Origin of the sequence: Kitasatospora sp. NPDC094028, assembly GCF_049543595.1 — a bacterium.
In the GTDB taxonomy this organism is placed as follows: Bacteria; Actinomycetota; Actinomycetes; order Streptomycetales; family Streptomycetaceae; genus Kitasatospora.
In genome coordinates this window covers 1-22,899 of sequence record NZ_JBMVFA010000038.1, presented here as the reverse complement: position 1 = coordinate 22,899, position 22,899 = coordinate 1, and the positions used below count along the sequence as shown (strand labels likewise).

At 72.3% G+C, this 22,899-nt stretch carries 17 protein-coding genes and 4 CRISPR repeat arrays; of the genes, 5 read left to right on the top strand and 12 right to left on the bottom strand.

The features are described from left to right. Nucleotides 1–195 precede the first annotated feature (195 nt). The 3 genes from ACPC54_RS35520 (at nucleotide 196) to ACPC54_RS35510 (ending at nucleotide 2,293) form a co-directional block, all read left to right on the top strand. Nucleotides 196–1,293, top strand: a complete 1,098-nt coding sequence (locus ACPC54_RS35520; protein WP_498970701.1) for a hypothetical protein — start codon at nucleotides 196–198, stop codon at nucleotides 1,291–1,293. A 144-nt stretch (nucleotides 1,294–1,437) separates the two neighbouring features. Further along, the gene (locus tag ACPC54_RS35515; RefSeq protein WP_498970700.1) at nucleotides 1,438–1,839 is read left to right on the top strand and encodes a hypothetical protein; all 402 of its coding nucleotides are present in this window, start codon (nucleotides 1,438–1,440) and stop codon (nucleotides 1,837–1,839) included. A gap of 109 nt (nucleotides 1,840–1,948) precedes the next feature. Then, nucleotides 1,949–2,293 (top strand): hypothetical protein, encoded by a 345-nt coding sequence (locus ACPC54_RS35510; protein ID WP_498970698.1) that lies wholly within the window; start codon nucleotides 1,949–1,951, stop codon nucleotides 2,291–2,293. A gap of 531 nt (nucleotides 2,294–2,824) precedes the next feature. Here the strand turns inward: ACPC54_RS35510 and ACPC54_RS35505 are convergent. The 12 genes from ACPC54_RS35505 to ACPC54_RS35450 form a co-directional block, all read right to left on the bottom strand. Next, entirely contained in the window at nucleotides 2,825–3,073 is a 249-nt protein-coding gene (locus ACPC54_RS35505; protein ID WP_498970696.1) for a hypothetical protein, read from the bottom strand. A 15-nt stretch (nucleotides 3,074–3,088) separates the two neighbouring features. Further along, a CRISPR array of direct repeats spans nucleotides 3,089–3,422; the repeat unit is 29 nt; unit sequence GGAGCAACCCCCGCGTGCGCGGGGCCGAT. 93 nt (nucleotides 3,423–3,515) lie between these two features. After that, nucleotides 3,516–5,375: direct repeats of the CRISPR family, unit length 29 nt; unit sequence GGAGCAACCCCCGCGTGCGCGGGGCCGAT. Between the two features lie 21 nt (nucleotides 5,376–5,396). Beyond that, nucleotides 5,397–5,672, bottom strand: coding sequence for a type I-E CRISPR-associated endoribonuclease Cas2e (gene cas2e, locus ACPC54_RS35500; RefSeq protein WP_498970694.1), 276 nt, complete (start codon nucleotides 5,670–5,672; stop codon nucleotides 5,397–5,399). Next, on the bottom strand, nucleotides 5,669–6,691 hold the full coding sequence (gene cas1e, locus ACPC54_RS35495; protein WP_498970693.1) for a type I-E CRISPR-associated endonuclease Cas1e: 1,023 nt from the start codon (nucleotides 6,689–6,691) through the stop codon (nucleotides 5,669–5,671). Before cas1e ends, cas2e begins: the two co-directional genes overlap by 4 nt. 3 nt (nucleotides 6,692–6,694) lie before the next feature. After that, entirely contained in the window at nucleotides 6,695–7,462 is a 768-nt protein-coding gene (gene cas6e / locus ACPC54_RS35490) for a type I-E CRISPR-associated protein Cas6/Cse3/CasE (protein ID WP_498970692.1), read from the bottom strand. Between the two features lie 4 nt (nucleotides 7,463–7,466). Next, on the bottom strand, nucleotides 7,467–8,318 hold the full coding sequence (gene cas5e / locus ACPC54_RS35485; RefSeq protein ID WP_498970690.1) for a type I-E CRISPR-associated protein Cas5/CasD: 852 nt from the start codon (nucleotides 8,316–8,318) through the stop codon (nucleotides 7,467–7,469). Continuing rightward, nucleotides 8,318–9,457 carry a type I-E CRISPR-associated protein Cas7/Cse4/CasC gene (cas7e, locus tag ACPC54_RS35480; protein ID WP_498970688.1) on the bottom strand — a complete coding sequence of 380 codons (1,140 nt, stop codon included), beginning with the start codon at nucleotides 9,455–9,457 and terminating at the stop codon, nucleotides 8,318–8,320. Before cas7e ends, cas5e begins: the two co-directional genes overlap by 1 nt. Before the next feature lie 52 nt (nucleotides 9,458–9,509). Further along, complete coding sequence (gene casB / locus ACPC54_RS35475) at nucleotides 9,510–10,130, bottom strand: type I-E CRISPR-associated protein Cse2/CasB (RefSeq protein WP_498970686.1); 621 nt, start codon at nucleotides 10,128–10,130, stop codon at nucleotides 9,510–9,512. Then, on the bottom strand, nucleotides 10,120–11,844 hold the full coding sequence (gene casA / locus ACPC54_RS35470; RefSeq protein ID WP_498970684.1) for a type I-E CRISPR-associated protein Cse1/CasA: 1,725 nt from the start codon (nucleotides 11,842–11,844) through the stop codon (nucleotides 10,120–10,122). The genes casB and casA overlap by 11 nt, the downstream gene beginning before the upstream one ends. A 159-nt stretch (nucleotides 11,845–12,003) precedes the next feature. Next, nucleotides 12,004–14,898, bottom strand: a complete 2,895-nt coding sequence (gene cas3, locus ACPC54_RS35465; protein ID WP_498970829.1) for a CRISPR-associated helicase Cas3' — start codon at nucleotides 14,896–14,898, stop codon at nucleotides 12,004–12,006. A 164-nt stretch (nucleotides 14,899–15,062) separates the two neighbouring features. Further along, nucleotides 15,063–18,012: a CRISPR direct-repeat array (repeat unit 29 nt; unit sequence GTCGGCCCCGCGCTCGCGGGGGTTGCTCC). A 119-nt stretch (nucleotides 18,013–18,131) separates the two neighbouring features. Continuing rightward, nucleotides 18,132–19,077: direct repeats of the CRISPR family, unit length 29 nt; unit sequence GTCGGCCCCGCGCTCGCGGGGGTTGCTCC. A gap of 1,050 nt (nucleotides 19,078–20,127) precedes the next feature. Further along, entirely contained in the window at nucleotides 20,128–21,750 is a 1,623-nt protein-coding gene (gene argS, locus ACPC54_RS35460; protein ID WP_498970682.1) for an arginine--tRNA ligase, read from the bottom strand. Beyond that, complete coding sequence (locus tag ACPC54_RS35455; RefSeq protein ID WP_498970680.1) at nucleotides 21,747–21,962, bottom strand: hypothetical protein; 216 nt, start codon at nucleotides 21,960–21,962, stop codon at nucleotides 21,747–21,749. The genes argS and ACPC54_RS35455 overlap by 4 nt, the downstream gene beginning before the upstream one ends. Before the next feature lie 71 nt (nucleotides 21,963–22,033). Beyond that, nucleotides 22,034–22,258: a hypothetical protein gene (locus ACPC54_RS35450; RefSeq protein WP_498970678.1), complete on the bottom strand. Its 225-nt coding sequence runs from the start codon at nucleotides 22,256–22,258 to the stop codon at nucleotides 22,034–22,036. A gap of 250 nt (nucleotides 22,259–22,508) precedes the next feature. Between ACPC54_RS35450 and ACPC54_RS35445 the strand changes: the two genes are divergently transcribed. Both ACPC54_RS35445 and ACPC54_RS35440 read left to right on the top strand, forming a co-directional pair. Further along, entirely contained in the window at nucleotides 22,509–22,625 is a 117-nt protein-coding gene (locus ACPC54_RS35445) for an MbtH family NRPS accessory protein (RefSeq protein WP_498970676.1), read from the top strand. Nucleotides 22,626–22,653: 28 nt separating this feature from the next. Beyond that, nucleotides 22,654–22,734: a hypothetical protein gene (locus ACPC54_RS35440; protein ID WP_498970827.1), complete on the top strand. Its 81-nt coding sequence runs from the start codon at nucleotides 22,654–22,656 to the stop codon at nucleotides 22,732–22,734. Nucleotides 22,735–22,899: the final 165 nt, after the last annotated feature.

Here is a 22,899-nt window from a genome sequence, read left to right as displayed (position 1 = left end):
CCGCGGCCCGCCCCCCCCCCCCCCGCGCGCCCGCCCCGCCCCCGCGGCCCCCCCCCCCCCCCCCCCCCCCCCGGGCCGGGGGCGGACCGCGGTCGCAGCGCGGATGTTCGCCGGTTGATCCACAAGCCGTCAGATTCACGGGTTACCTTTCCCCCTGCACCGCAATCGCGCGGTGCGCACGACCAAGGGGGAACCATGTCCAAGAGGACTCGCGCCACGACCGCCCGCTGGACCACGGCCACGGCCGCCGCGGCCGTCCTGGCACTCACCGGCACCGCCGCCCAGGCCGCCGCGGCCACCCAGGCAGCGCCGGTCTCCGGCACCGAGGCCGTCATCGAGGTCGGCAACACCCGGGCCCAGCCGATGGTCGCCCCGGACGGCACCAAGGCGTACCTCGTGGTGGACGGCGGCACCGCCGGCCTCCTCGTCAAAGCCGTCGACACCGGCAGCGACACGATCACCGGCCAGGTCCCGGTGGGCACCGCCCAGACCTTCGTCACCGCCGCGCTCAGCCCGGACGGCACCCGGCTCTACGTCGCGAACGGCCAGCAGTTCGTCGTGGTGGACACCGCCTCGCTGACCGTGCTGGCCACCGTCGCCCTGCCCGACCAGCCGCGCCAGGCCGGGTGGTACCCCGGCTCGGCCTCCGGCGTGACCGTGAGCCCGGACGGCACCGGCGTCTACGTCGTCCAGAACGGGCCGACGGCCTACCGCCAGAACGCCCCGGCCCGGGTGCTGGCCTTCTCGGCCGCGCAGCAGGCCTTCACCGGGTCGGTCCAGCTGACCGCCCCGATGACCGGCACCGCCGCGATCCGCCCGAACGGCCAGGACCTGTACGTCGGCACCAGCACCGGCGTCCAGCACGTGAAGGCGGGCACCGCGCCCACGCTGGCCGGGACCGTCCCCGGCACCACCACCGCACTCGACTACAACCCCGTCCTCACCCCGGACGGCACCCGGCTGTTCGCCGTGGGGCAGCAGGGCCAGGCCGACCTGATCGACCCGGCCACCGACACCGTCACCAAGCACCTCACCCTCGCCCCCGGCAACCCCTCGACGGGCTACCCGCAGATCAGCGCGGACGGCACCCGCCTCTACCTCGCCGAGAACGACTTCACCGCGGGCCCGTCCGTGCTCTCCTTCGACACCGCCACCGGCAACGCCGTCCCGGCCGAGACGGTGTCGCCCGACGAGGACGTGCTCGACGGCCTGGCCGCCGGCCCGGACGGGCACACCCTGTACGTGACCGGCAGCATCGGCACCAGCGGCAAGCTCCAGGTCATCGCCAACTGACGCGAGCCGCGGAACTCCCCCGGGCGGGCGGGACGGCCACCCCGCCCGCCCGGGGGTCCGGGCGGCGGCCAACGCCGAGGCAGGCCCCCTCCCGGAACCGCCATACCGTGCAAGCGCGTTGAGGGTAGCGGGAGGGAGACCGACATGAGGACACGGAAGCCGTACCGCCTGGCCGCCGTCGCGCTCGCGACGCTGCTGGCCGCCCCGCTGTTCACCGCCTGCGACAACGCCGACCAGGCCCTCGACTGCGGGAAGCGGGCCATCAGCCTCACCGGGGACGTCCAGGACCTGGTCGACTCGGCACTCAACGTGGGGCAGATCACCGACGACACCCGGCGCAAGCACACCGTCGACGCCCTGCACAAGCTCCGCGAGGACGTCAAGAAGCTGCGCCAGGACGGCAACGGCAAGCTCGACGCCGCCACCGACAAGCTGTCCAAGGAGCTCGACCGGGCCGCGGACGACACCGCCAAGGGACGGCAGCCGGACCTCGGAGCGGTCTCCGCCGCCGCCAGCGACGTCACCAAGGCCTGCGCTGGCGGCTGAACCGGGACGCGAGCCGCGGTGCCGGGCCGCCCGGCCTGTCGCCGCCATCCGCACGCCCCGGGACGGTAGGAAGGGCAGCGGACCAGCCCACCCCGCCCCGGAGGCACCGGTGAACCACCCGATCCTCGACCAGATCCGCGACCTGCGCACCGAGTTGGCGCCCGGCGACACCGCCCCCGCCCTCGTCACCGCGCTCGCCGCCGGCCGGGCACCACGTGCCGCCCTGGCCGAACTCGCCGCCCAGCAGCACCGGATCATCACCTCCGACCGGCGCAGCCTGCTCCTGCTCGCCACCCGCTGCGCCGACCGCCCGCTCGGCGGCTGGTTCGCCACCATGGCCGAGGGCGAGAGCGCCGCGCTGCGCACCCCTGCCCGCCCTCGCCTGGCTCGCCCTCAACAGCCGCCCCGCCTCGGCGGCGGCCGCCCTCGTCGCCAACTTCGCCGCCTGGGGTAAATGTACAGACTTCGACCTGGGTCCTGGCCAGCGGAAACGCGAACGGCTCGCCAGCTACGCGCTCGTCGTATGAGTTTCCTGAGTCAACCCTATGGCGTCAGAGCCGACTCTTGAGTCGCTTCGATCTTGTTGTTGGCCCGGTGGGCGACAGGGTCGTAGCAGGTTCCGTCACGCCGACAGGCCCAGATCACTCGCAGCCAGGCGCGGGCGAGGATGCGGACGGCGTGGGGGTGTCGCTTCTTGCGGGCTCTGGCGTCATCCGTCTGGGGCACTGGCGAGGGCGACTTCGCCGCCCCATCACCGTCCTTCCCGCCAGCGCGAACACCTCCGCCCTCTCCTGGGTCTTTCCCGCACGCGCACCCAGCTGTCCGACGCCACGTGGCGCACGTGCACTCACCACGGCAGTGCCGCTGGCTCACTGGAGCCCAACACCGCGGGTTGGCGCCGCGAGCAGGAACGCGGCCACTTCGCCGAGGTCTCCGAAGCGATCGCCAAGCCGAACCTGCCGAGCGGCGGCTCGATGACTGTCTCCTATGGCGCCTGATCGAATCCGCACACCATGTCGGAGACCTCCTCACCGGCATCCACGGATGCTGGCTCCTCCACAGCGAATTCGAGGACCTCGGCGACGACGACGCCGACTACGTGGAGGACTGCACCGACTGACAGGCCGAACAGCACCAACAGCGAAGCCGCGCACGATTCGCCCAGCTCTTCCGCGAGACCGCGGCCGTCCACCGCGACCGGCTCATCTAACCGCCTGCCCGGCTGCGGGGCCACGAGGAAGGTAGCGGGGGAGCAACCCCCGCGTGCGCGGGGCCGACGCGGTCATCGTGGCGCTGATCGGCGTGGTGCAGGAGCAACCCCCGCGTGCGCGGGTCCGATGTGCGCTGCGACACCCCCCAGTGCCTGGCCGCGGAGCAACCCCCGCGTGCGCGGGGCCGATCCGGCGGCCGTCCGCCGCTCGGCCGCGCCCCAGGAGCAACCCCCGCGTGCGCGGGGCCGATTACGGGCGGCAGGCTCAGGACCATGGCAACGCGGAGCAACCCCCGCGTGCGCGGGGCCGATAGCCTGCTGTGCGGGAGATGGCCGATGCGGGGGGAGCAACCCCCGCGTGCGCGGGGCCGATTCCACATCCACACCGGCATGCCCACCAGCCCGGGAGCAACCCCCGCGTGCCGCGGGGCCGATCGGGAGCTCATCATGAGCCCCACCTCGATGCCGGAGCAACCCCCGCGTGCGCGGGGCCGATGACATGGCCAGGAACGAGCTGGACCACCCGGCGGAGCAACCCCCGCGTGCGCGGGGCCGATGCCCGGCCGCAGGCGCACATCCTGATCCCGGAGGAGCAACCCCCGCGTGCGCGGGGCCGATAAGGAGGCCGCGGGCGGTGCCGCGCTGTTCCTGGAGCAACCCCCGCGTGCGCGGGGCCGATTGGCTCGCCTCGGTGGGCGAGGCGGTGGCCGCGGAGCAACCCCCGCGTGCGCGGGGCCGATCCAGACGCGAGCGGGCGGCGTGAACGGGACCAGGAGCAACCCCCGCGTGCGCGGGGCCGATCCTGTTAGGGGGTCAGCGCCCGCCCATGGCTTCGAGCAACCCCCGCGTGCGCGGGGCCGATGCCGTCGCCACGTTCTTCAACATGAGGGCCGCGGAGCAACCCCCGCCTGCGCGGGGCCGATACGGTAGCGGTCTCCAGCGCGGTCATCCGGGCGGAGCAACCCCCGCGTGCGCGGGGCCGATCGGTGGGTGTACCCGCGCCGCCCCGGCGCCACGGAGCAACCCCCGCGTGCGCGGGGCCGATCAAGCGGCCCTGGCACCATAGGCCGGACCCTCGGAGCAACCCCCGCGTGCGCGGGGCCGATAGGACATGCCCCTCGGAAAGGCCGCGCAGTCGGGAGCAACCCCCGCGTGCGCGGGGCCGATTCCGCCGTCGTCAGGGCGGAGGCCACGGGCCGGGAGCAACCCCCGCGTGCGCGGGGCCGATGCCGATCGTCACGTGGGCGTCGGAGATCCACAGGAGCAACCCCCGCGTGCGCGGGGCCGATTGGCCCGCCGTCCTGCGCTGGCTCACCGGGGCGGAGCAACCCCCGCGTGCGCGGGGCCGATGAGCGGGAGCGGGCGTCCTCCCACTCGTCGGGGGAGCAACCCCCGCGTGCGCGGGGCCGATAGCTCGGTGAGCTCGGCGGGGGTCCGCTCGGCGGAGCAACCCCCGCGTGCGCGGGGCCGATACGAAGTCGGCCGGGGTCTCGTCGCGGACCTCGGAGCAACCCCCGCGTGCGCGGGGCCAATGAGGCGAGCACCGGCCGCATGAACGGCTACAGCGAGCAACCCCCGCGTGCGCGGGGCCGATCTGCTGGGGCTGGTGTCCGTTGACGGCGCGGAGGAGCAACCCCCGCGTGCGCGGGGCCGATGCGGCGTCCTGCACCTCCAGCGCGGACTGCGAGGAGCAACCCCCGCGTGCGCGGGGCCGATCCGGTTCCGGCCGTCCTCGGCACGGTGGTCGCGGAGCAACCCCCGCGTGCGCGGGGCCGATAGGGAGGGGCACGTGGCCAGCACTGTGCTCCAGGAGCAACCCCCGCGTGCGCGGGGCCGATGGCGAAGGAGGCCGCCGGCGGCGCAGCCCTGCTGAGCAACCCCCGCGTGCGCGGGGCCGATCCAGGCCGCACCGTGCAGGGACCAGTCCGAGAGGAGCAACCCCCGCGTGCGCGGGGCCGATCGCTCGAAGGTGACGACTCGCGGGCGCAGGCCGGAGCAACCCCCGCGTGCGCGGGGCCGATCACGAATTCCACCTCGGCACCATCCCCGACCAGGAGCAACCCCCGCGTGCGCGGGGCCGACGCCGCATGCACCTGGTCACCGACGACCGCACCGGAGCAACCCCCGCGTGCGCGGGGCCGACCTCAATTCGTCTCGCAATCGGAGATTCTGGGCCGAGCAACCCCCGCGTGCGCGGGGCCGACCACGGCCTGCTCGGCGAACTTGCCCGGGGGCAGGAGCAACCCCCGCGTGCGCGGGGCCGACGGCATTGTGTGTCGGGTCCTACGATCCCCAGCGGAGCAACCCCCGCGTGCGCGGGGCCGACGCTTTGTGACCTGCTGGTTTATCAGCGGGAGCGGGCGGAGAGAATCAGTCCGTCGAAGTCAACGGGCTTCCAGCGGTCCTTCCCTGCGGTACGGACGGTCCAGCCTTGTTCGTTGGTGGCCGGTTCGACGAGAACGGCCTGGCCGTCGCCGATCCGGGTGGCGAGGAGGTCCCAGAGACGATCTCGGATGCGGCGGCTGGGGGTGCCGACGAAGACTCCGGCGTTGACCTCGACCATCCAGCGTGTGAGGTGTCCGCGTAGTCCTTCGGGGGCTGCGATGAGGATGATGACGGTCATGGGCTGCCTGCGTCCTGGGTGAACTCCGGGCCGATGATGGCCAGGTGTTCGTCGCCCATGCCCGGGTCGGAGACGCTGGGCGGCGATGTGCCCTCGGTTCCGGACCAGTTGACGCCGCCCTGGACGGTGCCGACTCGTTCGTCCCAGAGTTCGTTGACCTCGACGTCGGGCATGTCGGTGCCGTCCGGGCTCAGGAGCGTTTTGACGTCGTTGACGATGCGGCCGAGCAGTTTGTCCTGGGCGATGCGGTCGCGCAGGCCGAGGCGGGCGTCGCGTTCTTCGGTGTGGCCCTGTTTGGCGAGGTCGAAGGCCAGGGGGATGGTGTATTCGGCTTTGTAGAGGTCGGCGATGTCGAGGACGAACGAGGTCGCCAGCCCGGTGTGAACGAAGCCCAGGCCGGGGCTGGCGCCCAGGCCGGTGATGACGGCGTGGCAGATTCCGTAGAGCGCGGCGTTGCCCGCCGACAGGAGACGGTTGAGGTCGTCACCCGCGGCGTAGGCGTCGCCGGCCTTGTAGACGCGCCCGTTCCAGGGAACGCCGGTTCGGCGTGATTCAGCCTGGTAGAGCTTGCGGATTCGGGCCCCTTCGCGGCCGCGCAGTTGCTGCATGGTGGCGGCGCTGACGTCCTCACCAGGGAAGCGCATGCGGTACATGGTCCGTGCGACAGCAAGGCGTTCCTTGGTACGGCTGACCAGCCAGGCTTGGCGGTTGAGGAGGGCTGCGCCCCTGCTGGGGCCGAGGCCGGCGGCGTACATACGCACGCCCTGCTCGCCGACCCAGCACACCGTGGTACCGGAGTCGGCGAGCAGGTTGATCGCACCGTGGGTAATGCGGGTCCCGGGACCAAGGAGCATCACGGCCACCATGGCCGCGGGGACCCGCACGGTCTCGCGTTTGTTGATGACGACGACAGCGTTCTCGTCGCGGTCGATGTGGCTGCGTTCGACGTAGACGCTGGAGACGCGATCGGCGAGGCGGTGCAGGTCGTGGGGGTGGGCTTTCCACCAGATGTCGGCCATCGGTCAGCGGGGTCCGCTCGGCAGCGGGGCGAGGGTGAGCAGGCCGCAGCCGTATGCCTTGGAGGGGCCGATGCCGCCGAGGAGGGCGGCCTGGAGGAGGCCGGGGTCGGTGATGCGCAGGTGGCCTTCGAAGGTGGCGGTGGTGAGGGTGACGGGGGTACGGGTGCCGGGCTTGGTGAACGTGCTGCGGCTTCGGTCGGTGATCCGCACCTCCCGGGCAATCTGCACGGGTGCGTCCGGGGCAGAGGATTCGAGGCCCGGTGCGGGGGTGTCGGTGCGGGCTTCGGGGATGGTGAAGCCCCACCGGGTGGTCCGGTCCAGGAGCCAGGTGAGCTGTTGGGCGGCGGTGCGGTGGGGCATGCGGTAGGAGCGGTGGTGGAGTTCGGCGGCGGTCTTGGTGCGGTTCGGGTTCGCCTTGTCGGGCTTGGAGGTGTTCTGGACGGGGCTGGCCTTGAGCCGGAAGGCGAACTCGCGGCCGATGGCGAGCTGGCCGAGTAGCGGGCTGTAGTCGCGGATCGCGTAGTGCTCGCCTTCGGCGTCGGGCCATCCGGCCTGCTCGACGATGTGCGTCCAGTCCGGCTTGGAGGGAGTGAGGACCAGCAGCACGGGCCGACGCGGGTGGTCGGCGTCCAGGCGCCACAGGATGCGGTCACCGGGAGCAGTGTCGGGGATGCCGGCCAGGACCGCGCCGTGCAGCGCGCGGGGGTTGGCGATCAGGTTGCGGCTGGCGGCACGCAGGGGGTTGATGCGCACACGGGAGAGGTAGGTCATCGGGTCACCAGCCCAAGAGGGCGAACGGGTCGTGGCCACCGGCCTCATTGGCCGGTGGCGTGGTCGTGGCGGTCGAGCGGAGACCGGTGGGGACGTCGAGCCAGGCGTGGCGGATCCGCCGGGTGGAGAACCCGCGGTCACGAGGTGAGAAGGACCGCGGGACGTCCTGCGCGGTGTCCTGGCCGGACGGGTCGTCGAAGGTTGCGGCCAGGTCGATCCGGTGCGGGGAGAACGGCTCCGGTCCCCGCTCGGCCCGGCGCAGGTACGCGTTCTTGGCCGCCTTTCCGGCTTGCCAGGGCTCCTCGGCGAGGACGGATTCCAAGGTGCCCGCCCGCACCGCTCCGAGGGTGATCGGCTGGGTGGGGACGCAGGAGCGCCGGCCGAGTGCGAGGGGGAAGGCCGGGTGGCGGATCGCCGCGGCGAGCGCGGTGACGAGGGTGGCCGGGCCCTGGACCGCGGCGACGAACACCGCGTCCTGGAGGTAGTAGCGGTGGGTGACGTGGGTGTCCTTGGCGGGAGAGGTCGGCTTCTGCAGGCCCTTGGCGTTGACGCCCGCCTGCGGCAGCGGTCGGCCACGGTAGTCGCTGACGGTGTGGTAGTCGCGCAGCAGCGTGCCCGGCTGGTCGATGCGTACGCCCAGGCGCAGGCCGATCAGGTCAGTGATGTCCGCTTCACGCGGGCGGCCCGCGGCGGCGGCGAGCAGTCCGACGACGCCGGACTTGGTCGGCTGAGGCGGTGTGTCGCGGCGGTTGAAGGCGCTGCGCTCGCCCCAGGACTGGAGCGGGCCGGCCAGACGCAGCACGAGGACCGCCTGCTCGTGGTTCGGGGCTGGTGCGGGGGTGGGGTCGGCGGGCATCAGTTGCCGTTCACCCGCTCGGTGAGGACGGTGCGCAGGCCGTCGCGCAGCTCGGTGAAGGTCCGGTTGGTGCCGAATGCCCCCGTCAATTCCTGCGCGGACTCGTCCGTTCCGGTGCCGAGGGTGTGGCAGATGCCGACGTAGAGGGGGGTGTCGCCCCACTGTTCGGTGGCGGTGGTGAACTCGGCGGCGAGGCGGCGGGCGGATTCGGCGACGATGCCGTGGCTCGCCGGGACGGGGTTCTCGTACGCGGAGACGAGGTTGACGGGCTGGTCGGCGCGCACGACGACGGCGACCAGGCTGGGGCGGGTGCGGTGGGCAAAGGAGTTGCCGTAGCCGGTGGGCATGGAGCGGGCGAAGGAGTCGACGAAGAGGTCGACGGCGTCGACGGTGGCCTTGTCGTCGCCGAGGTTGTCGCGCAGCTGGTGCAGCCCGATGGTGGCGTAGCGGTACAGGGTGGCGGAGTTGAAGCCGATGGTGCCGATCATGCCGGCACCGGTCTCCTCGGCGGTGTTCTCGTCGTCGACGGCCGTGTAGTAGTCGAATTCGAGTTCGGTGGCGTGGGTGGAGATGGCGTGGGCGACCTGCGTGGCGGCATCGACGTTCAGGCCGGGGACGTCGGCGACCATGCGTCCGAAGAGCGCGACGTCGGCGGGGTGGCCGCTCTGCAACTGCTCCTTGACCGGCAGGGCTTTGACGGCCTCGGCGAGGGCCTTCGCGTCGAGGGCGGCGAGGTCGGCGGCAGTGTCGGCGACGAGGTCGACGATGCCGTCGAGCTGGCGGCGGCCGTAGAAGAGGAGGTAGGCGGTGTCGCCTTCCCTCTTTCCTGCGGAGATCCCGGTCTCTTTGACCAGCGCGTCGGCGATCCGCCCGGCGTCCTCGGCCGGGAGGCCGGTGGACGCGGCGATGCCGTTGGTGAGTTGGGCGGCGATCCGCTTGGTGCGGGTGCCGAGGTCCTGTCGGTCCCGGCTCTCGGCGAAGTGGACGCGGGTGGCGCGCTTCCACGCCTGGGAGGAGACGCGGGAGCGCCGCTTTCCGCCGAAGTACGCCTCCTTGGGGTTGCCGTTGTCGTCCCGGTTGAGGTTGGCCGGGGGGACGGTCTGCAGAATGTGCACGTCGATGTAGAGGCGGTCGGTCATGCGCTTCTCCTCGAAGTTTGACGGTTTGACAGCTTGGTCGGGGAAGGTGTGGTCAGTCGGCGGCTTCCTGGTGCTTGCCGCTGTCCGTGTTCTTCCAGGCCTGGTAGCCGATGGCCCACTTGGCGCGGACATCCGGTCGGCGGTCGGTGTGGTGCCAGGCCCGGATGTCTGTCATCAGGTGGTTGTAGTCCAGCGGCTGGCCGACGGTGCGCAGTTGGGTGACCAGGCCGCGAAGGTGGACCAGCAGCGCGGACACGCTGGTGGCGCTCGCGAGTTGGGCGACCCGGGTGTCCAGCGCCTCCTCGCTGAACTTGCCGCTTCGGCGCAGGGCGCGCAGTGCCTGGCCGAGTTTGACACCGCGGCGGTGCATCGGCTTGGACTGGCTCTGCTGGTGAAGACCGAACAGGGCCAGCGCGGCGTGCTCGGCCTCCTGCTCGTCGGAGACCTGGTCCCGCAGCGCAAGCTTGTCGTCGACATCGCAGCTGTACAGCGGCCACATCCTGGGGCTGTCCATCGCCGACCGGCCGAGGCCCGACCGCATGGCCGCGAGGTCCTCTCCGGGCGGCCTGCCCGGTTGTCCGGTGCGGGGGTCGATGCGCCAGGCGTGGTCGTAGGCGGTGACCCTCTCCCAGTACGGGAGTCGCCTGGGGGCGCTCTTCTGCTCAGTGGTCAAAGTCCGCTCCAGGGTCGGCTTCGAAGTCGTAGTCGGGTCCGGTCTCGGCCAGGCGGGCAGCCGCAGCCTGCTTGCGGGCGTCGGCGTAGCGGGGCAGGATCTCGTCAAGTTGTCGCCGGAAGTTGGCGCCGGCCGTGCCGAGACTGTAGGTCAGCTTCTTGCCCGCCTTGCCGGGCTGTTCGACGGAGCGACCGCCGAAGGTGGAAGCGGGCACGGCCAGTAGAAGGGCGTCGGCCGTCTCCCGCGCACGGCGGTGGGCGACCTGCTCCCAGGCAAGTCGGCCCCGGTGCAGGACGTCCTCGTCGCCACCGGCTCCGCGGACTCCGGCGAGCAAGCGGCGCACCAGCGGGTCGAGTACGTGCAGGAGGAGTTCACCCGGGCGCTGGCCCTTGTCCCAGGGGATGGGGTCCGTCCCTGCGGCCCGGCGCAGGTCGGCGGAGAGGTTGTTGACCGCCCGCGCCAGCTGTTCCGCCTGCTCGGCCACGTCCAGGAGCAGGTCGTGGGCTTCGCTGTCCTGACGAAGGGCGAGCAGAGAAAGCGGGATTGAGTCGTGGATGACGTCCTCGACCACGGCCGACTGTGTGCCGTACACCATGCCGAAGGTCTCGACCTGGAGCGGGTAGTCGGTGTCGAGGCTGCCGATCTCCCGCAGGCCGCTGATCTCGTCGAGCAGGACGCTGGTCTCGAAAGCGCTTTCCGGACCCTGGCGGGTCGCCGAGAGAAGTGCGTCCAGACCGCGCCATGCGGCCTTGCCCTGGGTGTGGCGGCGCGGTCGGCGCTCGGGCCGCGCCGAGGCGGACTTCTTGGCCGGGGCCGTGAACGTCCAGGCGGTGTGCGGCTCCCGCTCATCCATGGGCGTGAGGCGGTCGCCGGCACTGATGACCACACGGGCCACCCTCAGCCGCCCGGTCTCGTCCTCGTGCGGGATGAGCCGGATGCGCCGGGCCTGCCAGGTCCACAGGTCGAGAAGGCCCTTATCCTCCCGGGCATCCCACGCGGGACCGTGCGGGCCTCGCAGCCACTGCGGGATGCCCTCGGCGCTGGCCGGAGTGACCGGGAGGTTCAGCAGGAGGGTTTCGTACAGCGTCCGTCCGACTGGGACGACGACGCCGAGTTGCCCGAGCGGACCGGTCGGGTTGCCCGTCGTCTTCCCCGCCTTGACCTGGTCGTCACCGACGACGCCGGTCTTGATCGCCGCGGTGTCCCAGCAGTGCGCGTGGACGAGCCAGTGAGCGGCCTGGGCCGGCGTCAGGTCGAGCGGGTCCGCGTCCGTACGGCTGGCGAACAGCGGGACGTTGTTGCCACTCGCCGCCGTCGCCACCAGGGCCGCTGCGCCCTTCGTCTCGTCCTTGGCGGTACGCAGCCCGGCGACCTGCCCGAAAGGGTCCTTCGGGTCGAAGAGGTCGAACCGTGCGCGGTTGTCGTCGAGGTAGGTTCGAATATCGCGAAGTTCGTCCTCCGTGAACCCGCCGCCGTCCCTGGCCAGCCGTTCGCCCTTCTCGCGGAGGGTTCGGGGCGCGCCGGTGGCGTGGGCGACGACGGGCAGCAGGACCTGACGCAGAACAGCGGGCAGCTGGGTGGAGAACTCCACGGCGATGCCTTCAAGTTCGTGGGCCCGGGCCAGTACCTCGGCGATCCCCAGCTCCAGAGGAGCTCCGCCGTCGACTGGCCGCACCGTCAGCCACGGTTCATCGACAAGGTTGTACCCGGGCACGCGCTCTTCTCCCAACTAGTTACGTCTACGTCGGCAGTTGCTTCAGCATCGCACCGCCTGAACCCGGCCATGGACCGAAATCCCTGAACTTCCGCCGATTCTCGTAAAGTTGGGGGCGCGCGAGCGGGGAGCACACTCCACCTGTTCCACCGGCGCACGCTACCTGTGTGCGGGCCCGCCGCCCACCATGAGGCCGAGCAGGTCGTCGTAGCGCAGCCTGAAGTCACCAAGGACGGCTTCACCGTTCTCATCGAGTTCGAGGGCCGGGCTGTACCGCAGCCACGGGTGGTCGCGCCACCCCGCCAGCGGGCCGAGAGCATCCTCCGCCGCTGCGGTCAGCTTGGCGGGAAGGCGTACCGTCCCGGAGAGCACGTCGTCCAGCAGCTCCGCCGTGACCTCGCCGTTCGGCCCGAGCCTGCGCCCCGTCACCGCGTGGAACCCGTCCTCCCCGATGCGGTGCACCAGGACGACCTCCAGGCTCCGGTCCCCGTCACGGACGAGCGCCTCGAAGCCCCCCTCGGCCAGCCTGCTGTGGGCACCGAAGTGCAGCCCCTCCAGGGTGGGCGCTGCGTGCTCGCCGGCCCGGGTCAGCACGTACTGGGCGGCCTTCGCGCGGCGCTCGGCCTGCCGCTCCTCCCACTCGTTCCGGGCCTCCGTCTCGGCCTCGGCCCACTCGGCCGGGACAACGGGGCCGGGCCCGTACACGTCGGCGACGAGGTTCGGCACCTGGCCGGGGATGCTCCACACGCCGTCGGCCGCCCTCGCCGCGCGCTCGACCTCGGCGGCCGTGCGCAGCAGCAGGTAGCGGCCGTAGATCCTCTCGGAGGCGCGCAGGATCTGCGGTGCGCTCCGGTCCGCGAGGTGGATTCCGGTGACGGCGACAACGGGCTGTGACAGGAGGCGGGGGCGTTCGACGCCGTCGTGGCGGTGGAGACGTCCGATGCGCTGGAGGAGCAGGTCCATCGGCGCGAGGTCGGTGATCAGCAGGTCCGCGTCGACGTCGAACGACTGCTCCGCGAGCTGGGTGGCGACGACGATCAGCCGGTGAGGGCGCGCGGTGCCGGCGGTCGGCGGGCCGAGGAGCTTCAGTACCTCCTGGGTACGGTCCGCGCGGTGGCCCGCGTGGAGACGGCCGTGCAGGAGCCGGACGTCACTGCCGAACTCCTTGTGCAGGGCGTCGAAGGTGGACTGGGCCCGGTCCACGGTGTTGCGGATGACCAGGACGCATCCTCCGTCGACCAGCCGCTCCCTCAGGTAGTCCACGACGACCGTGTCCGGGCGACCGTCGGTGCCGTCCGGGAGCGTGCCGCTGCGCGCCGGCGGTTCGCCGAGCGCCTCCACCCGCACGGTCAGGTCTTCGCGCCAGGAGTCAGTGCTCTTGACCAGTGACTCCGTCCGGCCGTCCTGTCCCGACCACACCGCCGTCACGCTCGGGTACCCGTCCGGCTCGGGGACGTCCAGCGTCTCCGACGCCTCCGCCGATCGCGTGCCGGCCAGGTAGGCGGCGGCCAGGCGGCGCCGCTGCTCCGGCGGCAGGGTCGCCGACAGCAGCACCACCGGCACCCCGGCCTGCCCGAGCCACCACAGGCCCTCCAGCAGAAACTGCGACATGTAGACGTCGGCAGCGTGCACCTCGTCGAGGATCACGACCTTGCCCACGAGGCCGGCCATGCGCAGCATGACGTGCTTGGTGCGGGTCGCGGCGAAGAGAAGCTGGTCGATCGTGCCGACCGCGAACGGGCTCAGCAGGCCACGGCGGCGCCCGAGGAACCACTCCGCGGGAGCCCTGCGCTCGCCGCCCTCGCAGCCGTCGAAGCAGTCGGCCGGCATTCCGAACTCGTCCACGCCCACCGACGAGTAGCGGTCATCGGCGTCCTGGCCCCACTCTCCCGTGCCCTCCAGCAGGCCACGCCACTCCTTGTTGAACATCCGCTTGCCGTGCAGCAGCGCGACCTGGCCGTCCAGCCCGTCCTCGACCGTGTCGATCTTGCCCAGCCACGCCCGGAGTTGGGTGAACATCGGGTCCGCGGTCGCCTGCGTCGGCATGCCCAGGAACACCCCGTCCGCGCCGAAGCGCGCCGCCAGCACCTCGGCGGCCACCAGCGCCGTCTTCGTCTTCCCCTCCCCCATCGGCGCCTCGACGATCACCAGGCCAGGCCCGCCCATCCGGCGCACCACATCCAGCACCAACTCCTGCGACGGCCTGGGCCCGTGGCCGAAGCGGTCCTGGAACACCTCCGGGCCGGGAACGGCCAACCGCCCCCAGCCGCCGCGCAGCCCGAGCCCGGACCAGGCGGCGGTGGCCCGCTGCCGTGCCCGCGGCATCGTCACCCTCGCCAGGTCGGGCTCGCCCTTGAAGTGCGTCTCGTCGCTGGCGATCCAGTCCGCCATCACCACGAAGCCGGACAACTGCAGCTGCACCGCCCGGCTCGGCACCGACGCGGGCTCCACCTCGGCGAGCGGAGAGCCGCCCTCGTAGCCGAGCTCCCGGGAGAACACCTCCACCAGCGCCGACTGTGCCGCCTTCCAGGACCGACTCTTCCCCTGGAGGTCCTCCTTCTTCGGAGCCAACTGCCCCACCGTGGGGAACAACCCGTGGTGGCCCGCGACCAGCGGCCACACCCAGTCGACCTGCTCCTGCGCCCAGCCCGTCCTCTCAAGCAGCACCCGCAGCAGACGGCCTCCCGCCTTGTCATGCCGCCAAGTCGCGCCATTCACAGTGTACTTGTCCCACGAAAGCCCCACCCCGCGCACGGCCGCCTCCCCAGCCGCATCGAGCCGCTGGAACGCCGGCGTCGCCTTGCCCAAGTCGTGGATGCCGCACAGCCAGGAGAACAGCCGCCGCCCCCGACCGGGGCCTCCTGCCACGGCATCGAGCTGCCACCGCGTCACCTGCGGCAGGTAGCGGTCCCAGATCACCTCCGCCACGGCAGCGGTGTCCAGCATGTGCGACAGCAGAAGGTTGACCGTCCCCCCGGCCTTCCCGGCAGACTTGCCCCACAGCGCACCCAGCCAGGCCCTGACCTCGGACGGATACCACTGCCAACAATCCACGGCCACCGTCTCCACCTCCACGTACGAGTACGCTGCGGAGCGTAAAGCACCCCACTGACAACACCCTTCGGAACCAGGAGAGATGAAGGCCATACATCAGCTTCGCTCCGATCGGACTGAATCAGCCGGCGACTCGTGACACCGAACGTCGCAGGTCAGTAAGTGTCGGCCCCGCGCTCGCGGGGGTTGCTCCTCAGCCGCCACCGGCTACGAGAAGCCCCACCCGTCGGCCCCGCGCTCGCGGGGGTTGCTCCGCCTCCACCACGCCGGTGAGTTGGGTCAGGGAGTCGGCCCCGCGCTCGCGGGGGTTGCTCCGCCCAGACGCACGGCGAGCGGGTCCGCATGGAGTCGGCCCCGCGCTCGCGGGGGTTGCTCCCGCTTGCCCTTCTCCGTCTCCGAGCAGAACACGTCGGCCCCGCGCTCGCGGGGGTTGCTCCCCCGCACTCCTGGACGGACCCCTTGACGATCAGTCGGCCCCGCGCTCGCGGGGGTTGCTCCCGCTACGTCGGCGGCTTCGAGATGTCGGGCTCGTCGGCCCCGCGCTCGCGGGGGTTGCTCCCGGCCCATGCGGTGGAAGTTCCGCCACCTCACGTCGGCCCCGCGCTCGCGGGGGTTGCTCCCTCCTCGTGCTCCACGCCGACGCGCAGCAGCTGTCGGCCCCGCGCTCGCGGGGGTTGCTCCGAGCGCACCGGCAAAGAGGTCGAGTACTCCGAGTCGGCCCCGCGCTCGCGGGGGTTGCTCCCACCACATGCTGGTGCGCCCCGGAGCCGACCTGTCGGCCCCGCGCTCGCGGGGGTTGCTCCGCCTGGTGGTGGTTCCGCCGCCACGTGGATTCGTCGGCCCCGCGCTCGCGGGGGTTGCTCCGCCATCAGCCACCTCGTGGAGTCCGGCGACGTGTCGGCCCCGCGCTCGCGGGGGTTGCTCCCACGACAAGGACAACGGCCGGTGCCCCGCGGTGTCGGCCCCGCGCTCGCGGGGGTTGCTCCCAGCGCTTCACCCACTCCGACAGCCCGGCCCTGTCGGCCCCGCGCTCGCGGGGGTTGCTCCCCAGGTGGAGTGGTCGTCGGCCCACACGGTTTGTCGGCCCCGCGCTCGCGGGGGTTGCTCCTCGGACCACGCATGGGTGGCAAGCCTTGTGGCGTCGGCCCCGCGCTCGCGGGGGTTGCTCCCTTCCATCAGCCGGTAGGCGGGGCTCGGCTTGGTCGGCCCCGCGCTCGCGGGGGTTGCTCGCGCAGTGAGCAGCATCGCACCCCCCGTACCGCGTCGGCCCCGCGCTCGCGGGGGTTGCTCCAGGATGATCACGAGGATCAGGGCGGTGGCTCCGTCGGCCCCGCGCTCGCGGGGGTTGCTCGGTGAAGGGCCGGCCGTACTGGAGGCGGCCCTCGTCGGCCCCGCGCTCGCGGGGGTTGCTCCCTGACCAAGGCCCAGCGCGAGGCCCTGACCCCGTCGGCCCCGCGCTCGCGGGGGTTGCTCCAGGGTCGATGGCCAGGGCGGTTTCTTCGTGCAGTCGGCCCCGCGCTCGCGGGGGTTGCTCCCGGGACTTCTACCCCAAGCCCGGCTGGGAGACGTCGGCCCCGCGCTCGCGGGGGTTGCTCCCAGGGCTTCGACCTGACGATCACCCTGCCCAAGTCGGCCCCGCGCTCGCGGGGGTTGCTCCTGGGACCCTCGCGACGGCACCGCAGACCGCGAGTCGGCCCGCGCTCGCGGGGGTTGCTCCGGTACTTACCGGCGGCGCGGTACAGCCAGCGCGTCGGCCCCGCGCTCGCGGGGGTTGCTCCGAGCCGGCATACGAGGCGATGGGCAGGATGGTGTCGGCCCCGCGCTCGCGGGGGTTGCTCCCGCGTTGCGTACCCGCGAGACCCTCGCGGTGCGTCGGCCCCGCGCTCGCGGGGGTTGCTCCAGTCGAAGCTGTTCGGCGTGCCGCCGCGCGAGGTCGGCCCCGCGCTCGCGGGGGTTGCTCCGTGATCGATCTGCCGGGCGTGGGCCGGGCCTTGTCGGCCCCGCGCTCGCGGGGGTTGCTCCCGGTGGACTCCACGTGGACGGTCCGGACGAACGTCGGCCCCGCGCTCGCGGGGGTTGCTCCGCGTGGTCGGTGATCTCGCTGTGGGCGATCCCGTCGGCCCCGCGCTCGCGGGGGTTGCTCCAGTCCTGACGATACGTCAGATTGCGTCGGAGCGTCGGCCCCGCGCTCGCGGGGGTTGCTCCCAGCCACCCCCCACACCCCCGGCCCCGAAGTCGTCGGCCCCGCGCTCGCGGGGGTTGCTCCCAGGGCCGAGCCCGTCAGCAGGGACCTGCGGAGTCGGCCCCGCGCTCGCGGGGGTTGCTCCCGGCCGTCGCGTGGATCGCGGCCTGCCACGATGTCGGCCCCGCGCTCGCGGGGGTTGCTCTGAGGTCGTCAAAACCTCTCTGACCTGGTGGCTGTCGGCCCCGCGCTCGCGGGGGTTGCTCCTGCACTTCTTCTCCGCGGGCTACGTTCCCGGCGTCGGCCCCGCGCTCGCGGGGGTTGCTCCTCCGCGGCACCGGCAGCGGGGGCGGGCACGGCGTCGGCCCCGCGCTCGCGGGGGTTGCTCCTCCGCGGCACCGGCAGCGGGGGCGGGCACGGCGTCGGCCCCGCGCTCGCGGGGGTTGCTCCCTCGGCAAGTGGGGGGAGAACGCCGCCGCCGAGTCGGCCCCGCGCTCGCGGGGGTTGCTCCCTCGCCCGGTGGGCGATCTCGCTGCGGTACCTGTCGGCCCCGCGCTCGCGGGGGTTGCTCTTGGTTTCTGACCAATGACCGGAATGCCGTTACGTCGGCCCCGCGCTCGCGGGGGTTGCTCCCTGAGGGGGCTGACGGAAATCTTCGACGCCGGGTCGGCCCCGCGCTCGCGGGGGTTGCTCCTACCGGCTGACCACCCGTTCGGCCGCCGACAGGTCGGCCCCGCGCTCGCGGGGGTTGCTCCGCATCGACCTGCCGCTGCGCTTCCGGCGCCGGTCGGCCCCGCGCTCGCGGGGGTTGCTCCTGCTTGCGAAGGGTCCGGAAGCGGGCATCGCCGTCGGCCCCGCGCTCGCGGGGGTTGCTCCGTGCCTGGGGACTTCGCAGTGGTACCGGTCGGCCCCGCGCTCGCGGGGGTTGCTCTCGGGATCGCTCACCCGCGACCTGTCCGTCTCAAAGCATTGCGGCCACGGCGCCATCTCATCGCGCCACGTCACCTCGCCCACCACGAGACCAGCGGCCCGCCAACCAGGCGTCCGCGCAGGTCGCCCCCGCGCTCGCGGGGGTTGCTCCGGGGTGAGGCATGTTCACTGAGGGACCTCTCAGTCGGCCCCGCGCTCGCGGGGGTTGCTCCACGATCGAGTGGTACGCCGACGTCACCTGCGAGTCGGCCCCGCGCTCGCGGGGGTTGCTCCAGCGAGATCTCGGCGACCAGGTCCTGGAAGGTGTCGGCCCCGCGCTCGCGGGGGTTGCTCCCTCCGGCCACAACTACGGCTCGCAGGGCGGGCGTCGGCCCCACGCTCGCGGGGGTTGCTCGGCCCAGAACATGAGCGTCTCCCTCCCCATGCCGTCGGCCCCGCGCTCGCGGGGGTTGCTCGGTGTCGAGGGCGGACTCGGCGGCGGCGAGGTTGTCGGCCCCGCGCTCGCGGGGGTTGCTCCAGCAGAACCGGGCGGCCTACGGGCCAGTCGTCGTCGGCCCCGCGCTCGCGGGGGGTTGCTCCGCGACGGCGATCTGCTCAGGTGACATGGCGGAGTCGGCCCCGCGCTCGCGGGGGTTGCTCCAGGACGATCTCCTACGGCCGGTGGCTGGAGGAGTCGGCCCCGCGCTCGCGGGGGTTGCTCCGGGGCGGCGGGGTCTGCCTCGGAGACGTGCGGGTCGGCCCCGCGCTCGCGGGGGTTGCTCCTTGGCGACGGCGGCCGGCGTGCCCCAAATCCGGTCGGCCCCGCGCTCGCGGGGGTTGCTCCTGTACCGATTGCGGTCGGAGTTGGGACCTGTTGTCGGCCCCGCGCTCGCGGGGGTTGCTCCCGCACGGTCGGCGAAGTGGTGGAAGACATGCAGTCGGCCCCGCGCTCGCGGGGGTTGCTCCCCCGGCTGTTGCCGCGGGGCGCGAGCAGATGTGTCGGCCCCGCGCTCGCGGAGGTTGCTCTTACTGCTCGGTCAGATTGTGCTGGGCGGTGTGGTCGGCCCCGCGCTCGCGGGGGTTGCTCCTCCTACAGCCGAGTCCAGTACTTCCAGAGGTAGTCGGCCCCGCGCACGTGGGGAGCTGTGGAACATCGCTCGTAACGCGAACTCGGCCCTGCGCTCGCAGAGATCACTCTTCCGGATGGCCGAGGCGTCTGGCGAGCCGGGCCTCGGCCCCGCGATTACGGGGTTGCTCTGTACCGGTGGGCCACCAACTACTCGACTCCGCCGAGGAGTTCTCGACCCCGCATTCGCAGGGAGTACTCCTCACTGCAGGGGCCGGCAATCATGGAGCAGGGCTCGGCTGTCTTCGGCCCCGCGCTGGCGATGGTTGCTCCTCCCGGGAGATGGCTGCGAGACTCAGCAGTTCGTCAGCCCCGCGCTCGCGGGGGTTACTCCTAGTTGCGCCTTGCTCTACCGGTCGGACCCGCGCTCGCGGGGGTTGCTCTCGGCCGGAGTTTCGATTTCCGACACCGCCATAGTCGGCCCCGCGCTCGCGGGGGTTGCTCCCACCCCGCCGGATGGTCGGTGTACGCCACCTGGTCGGCCTCGCGCTCGCGGGGGTTGCTCGTAGTTCAGGCGGACGCCCCAGAGCAGCAGGTTGTCGGCCCCGCGCTCGCGGGGGTTGCTCCGCCGTCGAGCAGGAGGCCGCCGACGCCGAGCGGTCGGCCCCGCGCTCGCGGGGGTTGCTCCACGACCGGCGGTTTCTCGCCGGTGGACGACCAGTCGGCCCCGCGCTCGCGGGGGTTGCTCCCTGGACGAGTCCTGACCGACCGCCACCGCCGGGTCGGCCCCGCGCTCGCGGGGGTTGCTCTCTCCTCGGTAGCCGGGTAGCCGGTGGCTCCGCGTCGGCCCCGCGCTCGCAGGGGTTGCTCTCGCGAACTGGTACGGCGCCGCGACGCCGTACGGTCGGCCCCGCGCTCGCGGGGGTTGCTCCATCGACGAGTACATCTCGACGACCCAGGCCGCGGTCAGCCCCGCGCTCGCAGGGGGTGCAGCGCAGCCCAGCCGCCCCGCTCCCGACGCAATGCCTCCGAGCGGGTCGGCCGCTGACCGCCGCCCGGAGGCTTTACCCAGCTATAGCCGCTCTGGCGTTCCGATGCCGAGGAGGTCCATGCCCTGGCGCAGGGTCTGGCCGGTGAGCCGGCACAGCAGCAGCCAGGTCTCCATGACCTCGCGGCTGGGGGCCTTGAGGACGGGGCAGTGCTCATAGAACGTGGTGTACGCCGCTGCGAGGCTGTGCAGGTAGGCGCAGAGGCGATGGGGTTCGTAGGTCTCGGCGACGAGGTCGATGGTGGTGCCGAATTCGTCGAGGAGGAGGCCGAGGGCGGGTTCGGCCGGCTCCAGGGCGAGGTCCTGGTGGGCGGTCGGGGTGGCGCCTTCGGGGGCCTTGCGCAGGATGGACTGGATGCGGGCGTGGGCGTACTGGAGGTAGGTGCCGGTGTCGCCGTTGAGGGAGACCATGCGGTCGGCGTCGAAGATGTAGTCGCGGGTGCGGGAGGTCGACAGGTCGGCGTACTTGACCGCGCCGATGCCGACCTGCCTGGCCCGGTCTTCGAGTTCCTTACTGGGAAGCCGGGGGCTCTTCTCGGCGACGACTGTGCGGGCCCGGTCGACGGCTTCGTCGAGGAGGTCCATGAGGCGGACGGTCTCGCCGGAGCGGGTCTTGAAGGGCTTGCCGTCCTTGCCGAGGACGGTGCCGAAGCCGAGGTGCAGGGCGCGGACGTCGTCGGGGAGCCAGCCGACTCGCCGGGCGGTCTCGAAGACCATCCGGAAGTGCAGGGCCTGGCGGCTGTCGACGATGTAGAGGAGCTGGTTGGCGCCGAGCATGCCGCCGCGGTCGCGGATGGCGGCGAGGTCGGTGGTGGCGTAGCCGTAGCCGCCGTCGCTCTTCTGGACGATGAGCGGGGTCGGTTCGCCGTTGGGGCCCTTGATGTCGTCGAAGAAGACGCACAGGGCTCCATCGGAGCGGACGGCGACGCCGGAGGCTTCGAGGTCGGCGCACACGTCGGCGAGCATCGGGTTGTAGTAGCTCTCGCCGACTGCGTCCGCGTCTTCGAGGAGAACGCCGAGGCGGGCGTAGACGGCTTCGAAGTAGACCTTCGACTCGTCGACCATGCCTTGCCAGGACGCGACGGTCTCGGCGTGGCCGGCCTGCAGCTCGACGACGCGCCGCCGGGCGCGGTCGGCGAAGTCGGCGTCGCTGTCGAACTTGGCGCGCGATGCCTTGTAGAGGCGGTTGAGGCGGGACATCGACGGCCCGGAGTCGTCCGGCTCGGTGCCTTCGTCGAGCTCGGCGGGGTGCTCGATGAGGTACTGGATGAGCATGCCGAACTGGGTGCCCCAGTCCCCGAGGTGGTTGCGCCGGATGACCTTCTCGCCGGAGAACTCGAGGGCGCGCACGAGCGCGTCCCCGATGATCGTGGAGCGCAGGTGGCCGACGTGCATCTCCTTGGCGATGTTCGGCTGGCTGTAGTCGATCACCGTGACGCCGGCCTCGGTGTGGCTGCCGACACCGAGGCGGGCGTCGGCTGCGCGGGCGGCCAGGCGCTCGAGGATGGCGGCGTCGGTGACGGTGACGTTGATGAAGCCGGGCCCGGAAACCTCCAGGTCCGCGATCACCTGGTCAGCGCCGAGGTTCTCGAGCACGCGCGCGGCCACCTCGCGGGGGTTGGCTCGCAGCGGCTTGGCCAGGCTCATGATGCCGTTAGCCTGGAAGTCGGCACGGTCCCAGCCTTGTAGGCAGACAGGTTCTCGCGGAAGACCCGGCGGATCGTATAACCGATCCGCTTGCCCCAGGCTCGGCCCTGGCTCTCCTGGGCCTTCAAGGACAGGATGTCGCGGGTCGCGGCTCCCCGGACCACCTGGGACTTCCGAAGCAGAAGATCCAGGTGTTTCACCTTGCTAGCCATTGCCCCACTCCCCGATCAGTGGAGCGCGTCCGCATCCAGAGCTGGACACCTGACTACGCGCTCTGGGGCGGCTACTGCGCCTCGGTCGCCCGGGGCTGCGCGACCAGTACGGCTTCCCCGAGGACGCCTGCGCCTTCTTCGACTTCTTCGCCCAGCCCGCCACCGAGCTGGAGCGGCAGGCCGCCGACGCCCTCGGCCCCCACCCGCTCGACGGCCGCACCCTCGCCGCCGCCCGCGAGCACGGGCTGCTCCTGCAGGCCTACGAGCACCTGTTCTGGGACACGCTCGACGGCCACGGGGCGCCCTGAGACCGGGCCCCGCCTCGCGCGCATCGCTCTCCGGACGGCCTGCCGCCCCGGAAGAACTGCCCGGCCGCAGCAGGCCCTCACCCCGTGGCCAGTGCGGTGCGGCCTCGCGGATCGCAAGGCTTCCCGATCCGTATCGCTCGAACGAGCGAGCAGGAAGCCCGGTTGGAGAGTGATCCGGCTGGACCGGCCTGGGCTCCCGTGGTGATCCTGACCGCGGTGCACCATCGAGGAGGCCGAGATGGACGCGTCCGATTCCGACGAGGACAAGACGATCTGCAAGGTGGTCATCAACCACGAGGAGCAGTACTCGATTTGGCCCGAGTTCCGGGAGAACGCCCTCGGCTGGCGCAAATGAGGGCAAAACCGGAACCAGGGCGGAGTGCGTGGCGTACCTCAAGGAGGTGTGGACGGACATGCGTCCGTTGAGCCTCCGCAAGGCCATGGAGAGCATGGGCGGCAGCTGACAGGAAGCACACGGACCACGGATTCCCGGAGCCCGGCGTGGGGGCCCCCCCGGGGGGGCCCCCGGCCCCCCCCCCCCCACACCCCAAGATACGGGGGGGGGGGGCCCCCCGGGCGGGGGGGTGCGCACTGGTGCGGGGCAGTTGTTGGGCCCACTACAGTTACGG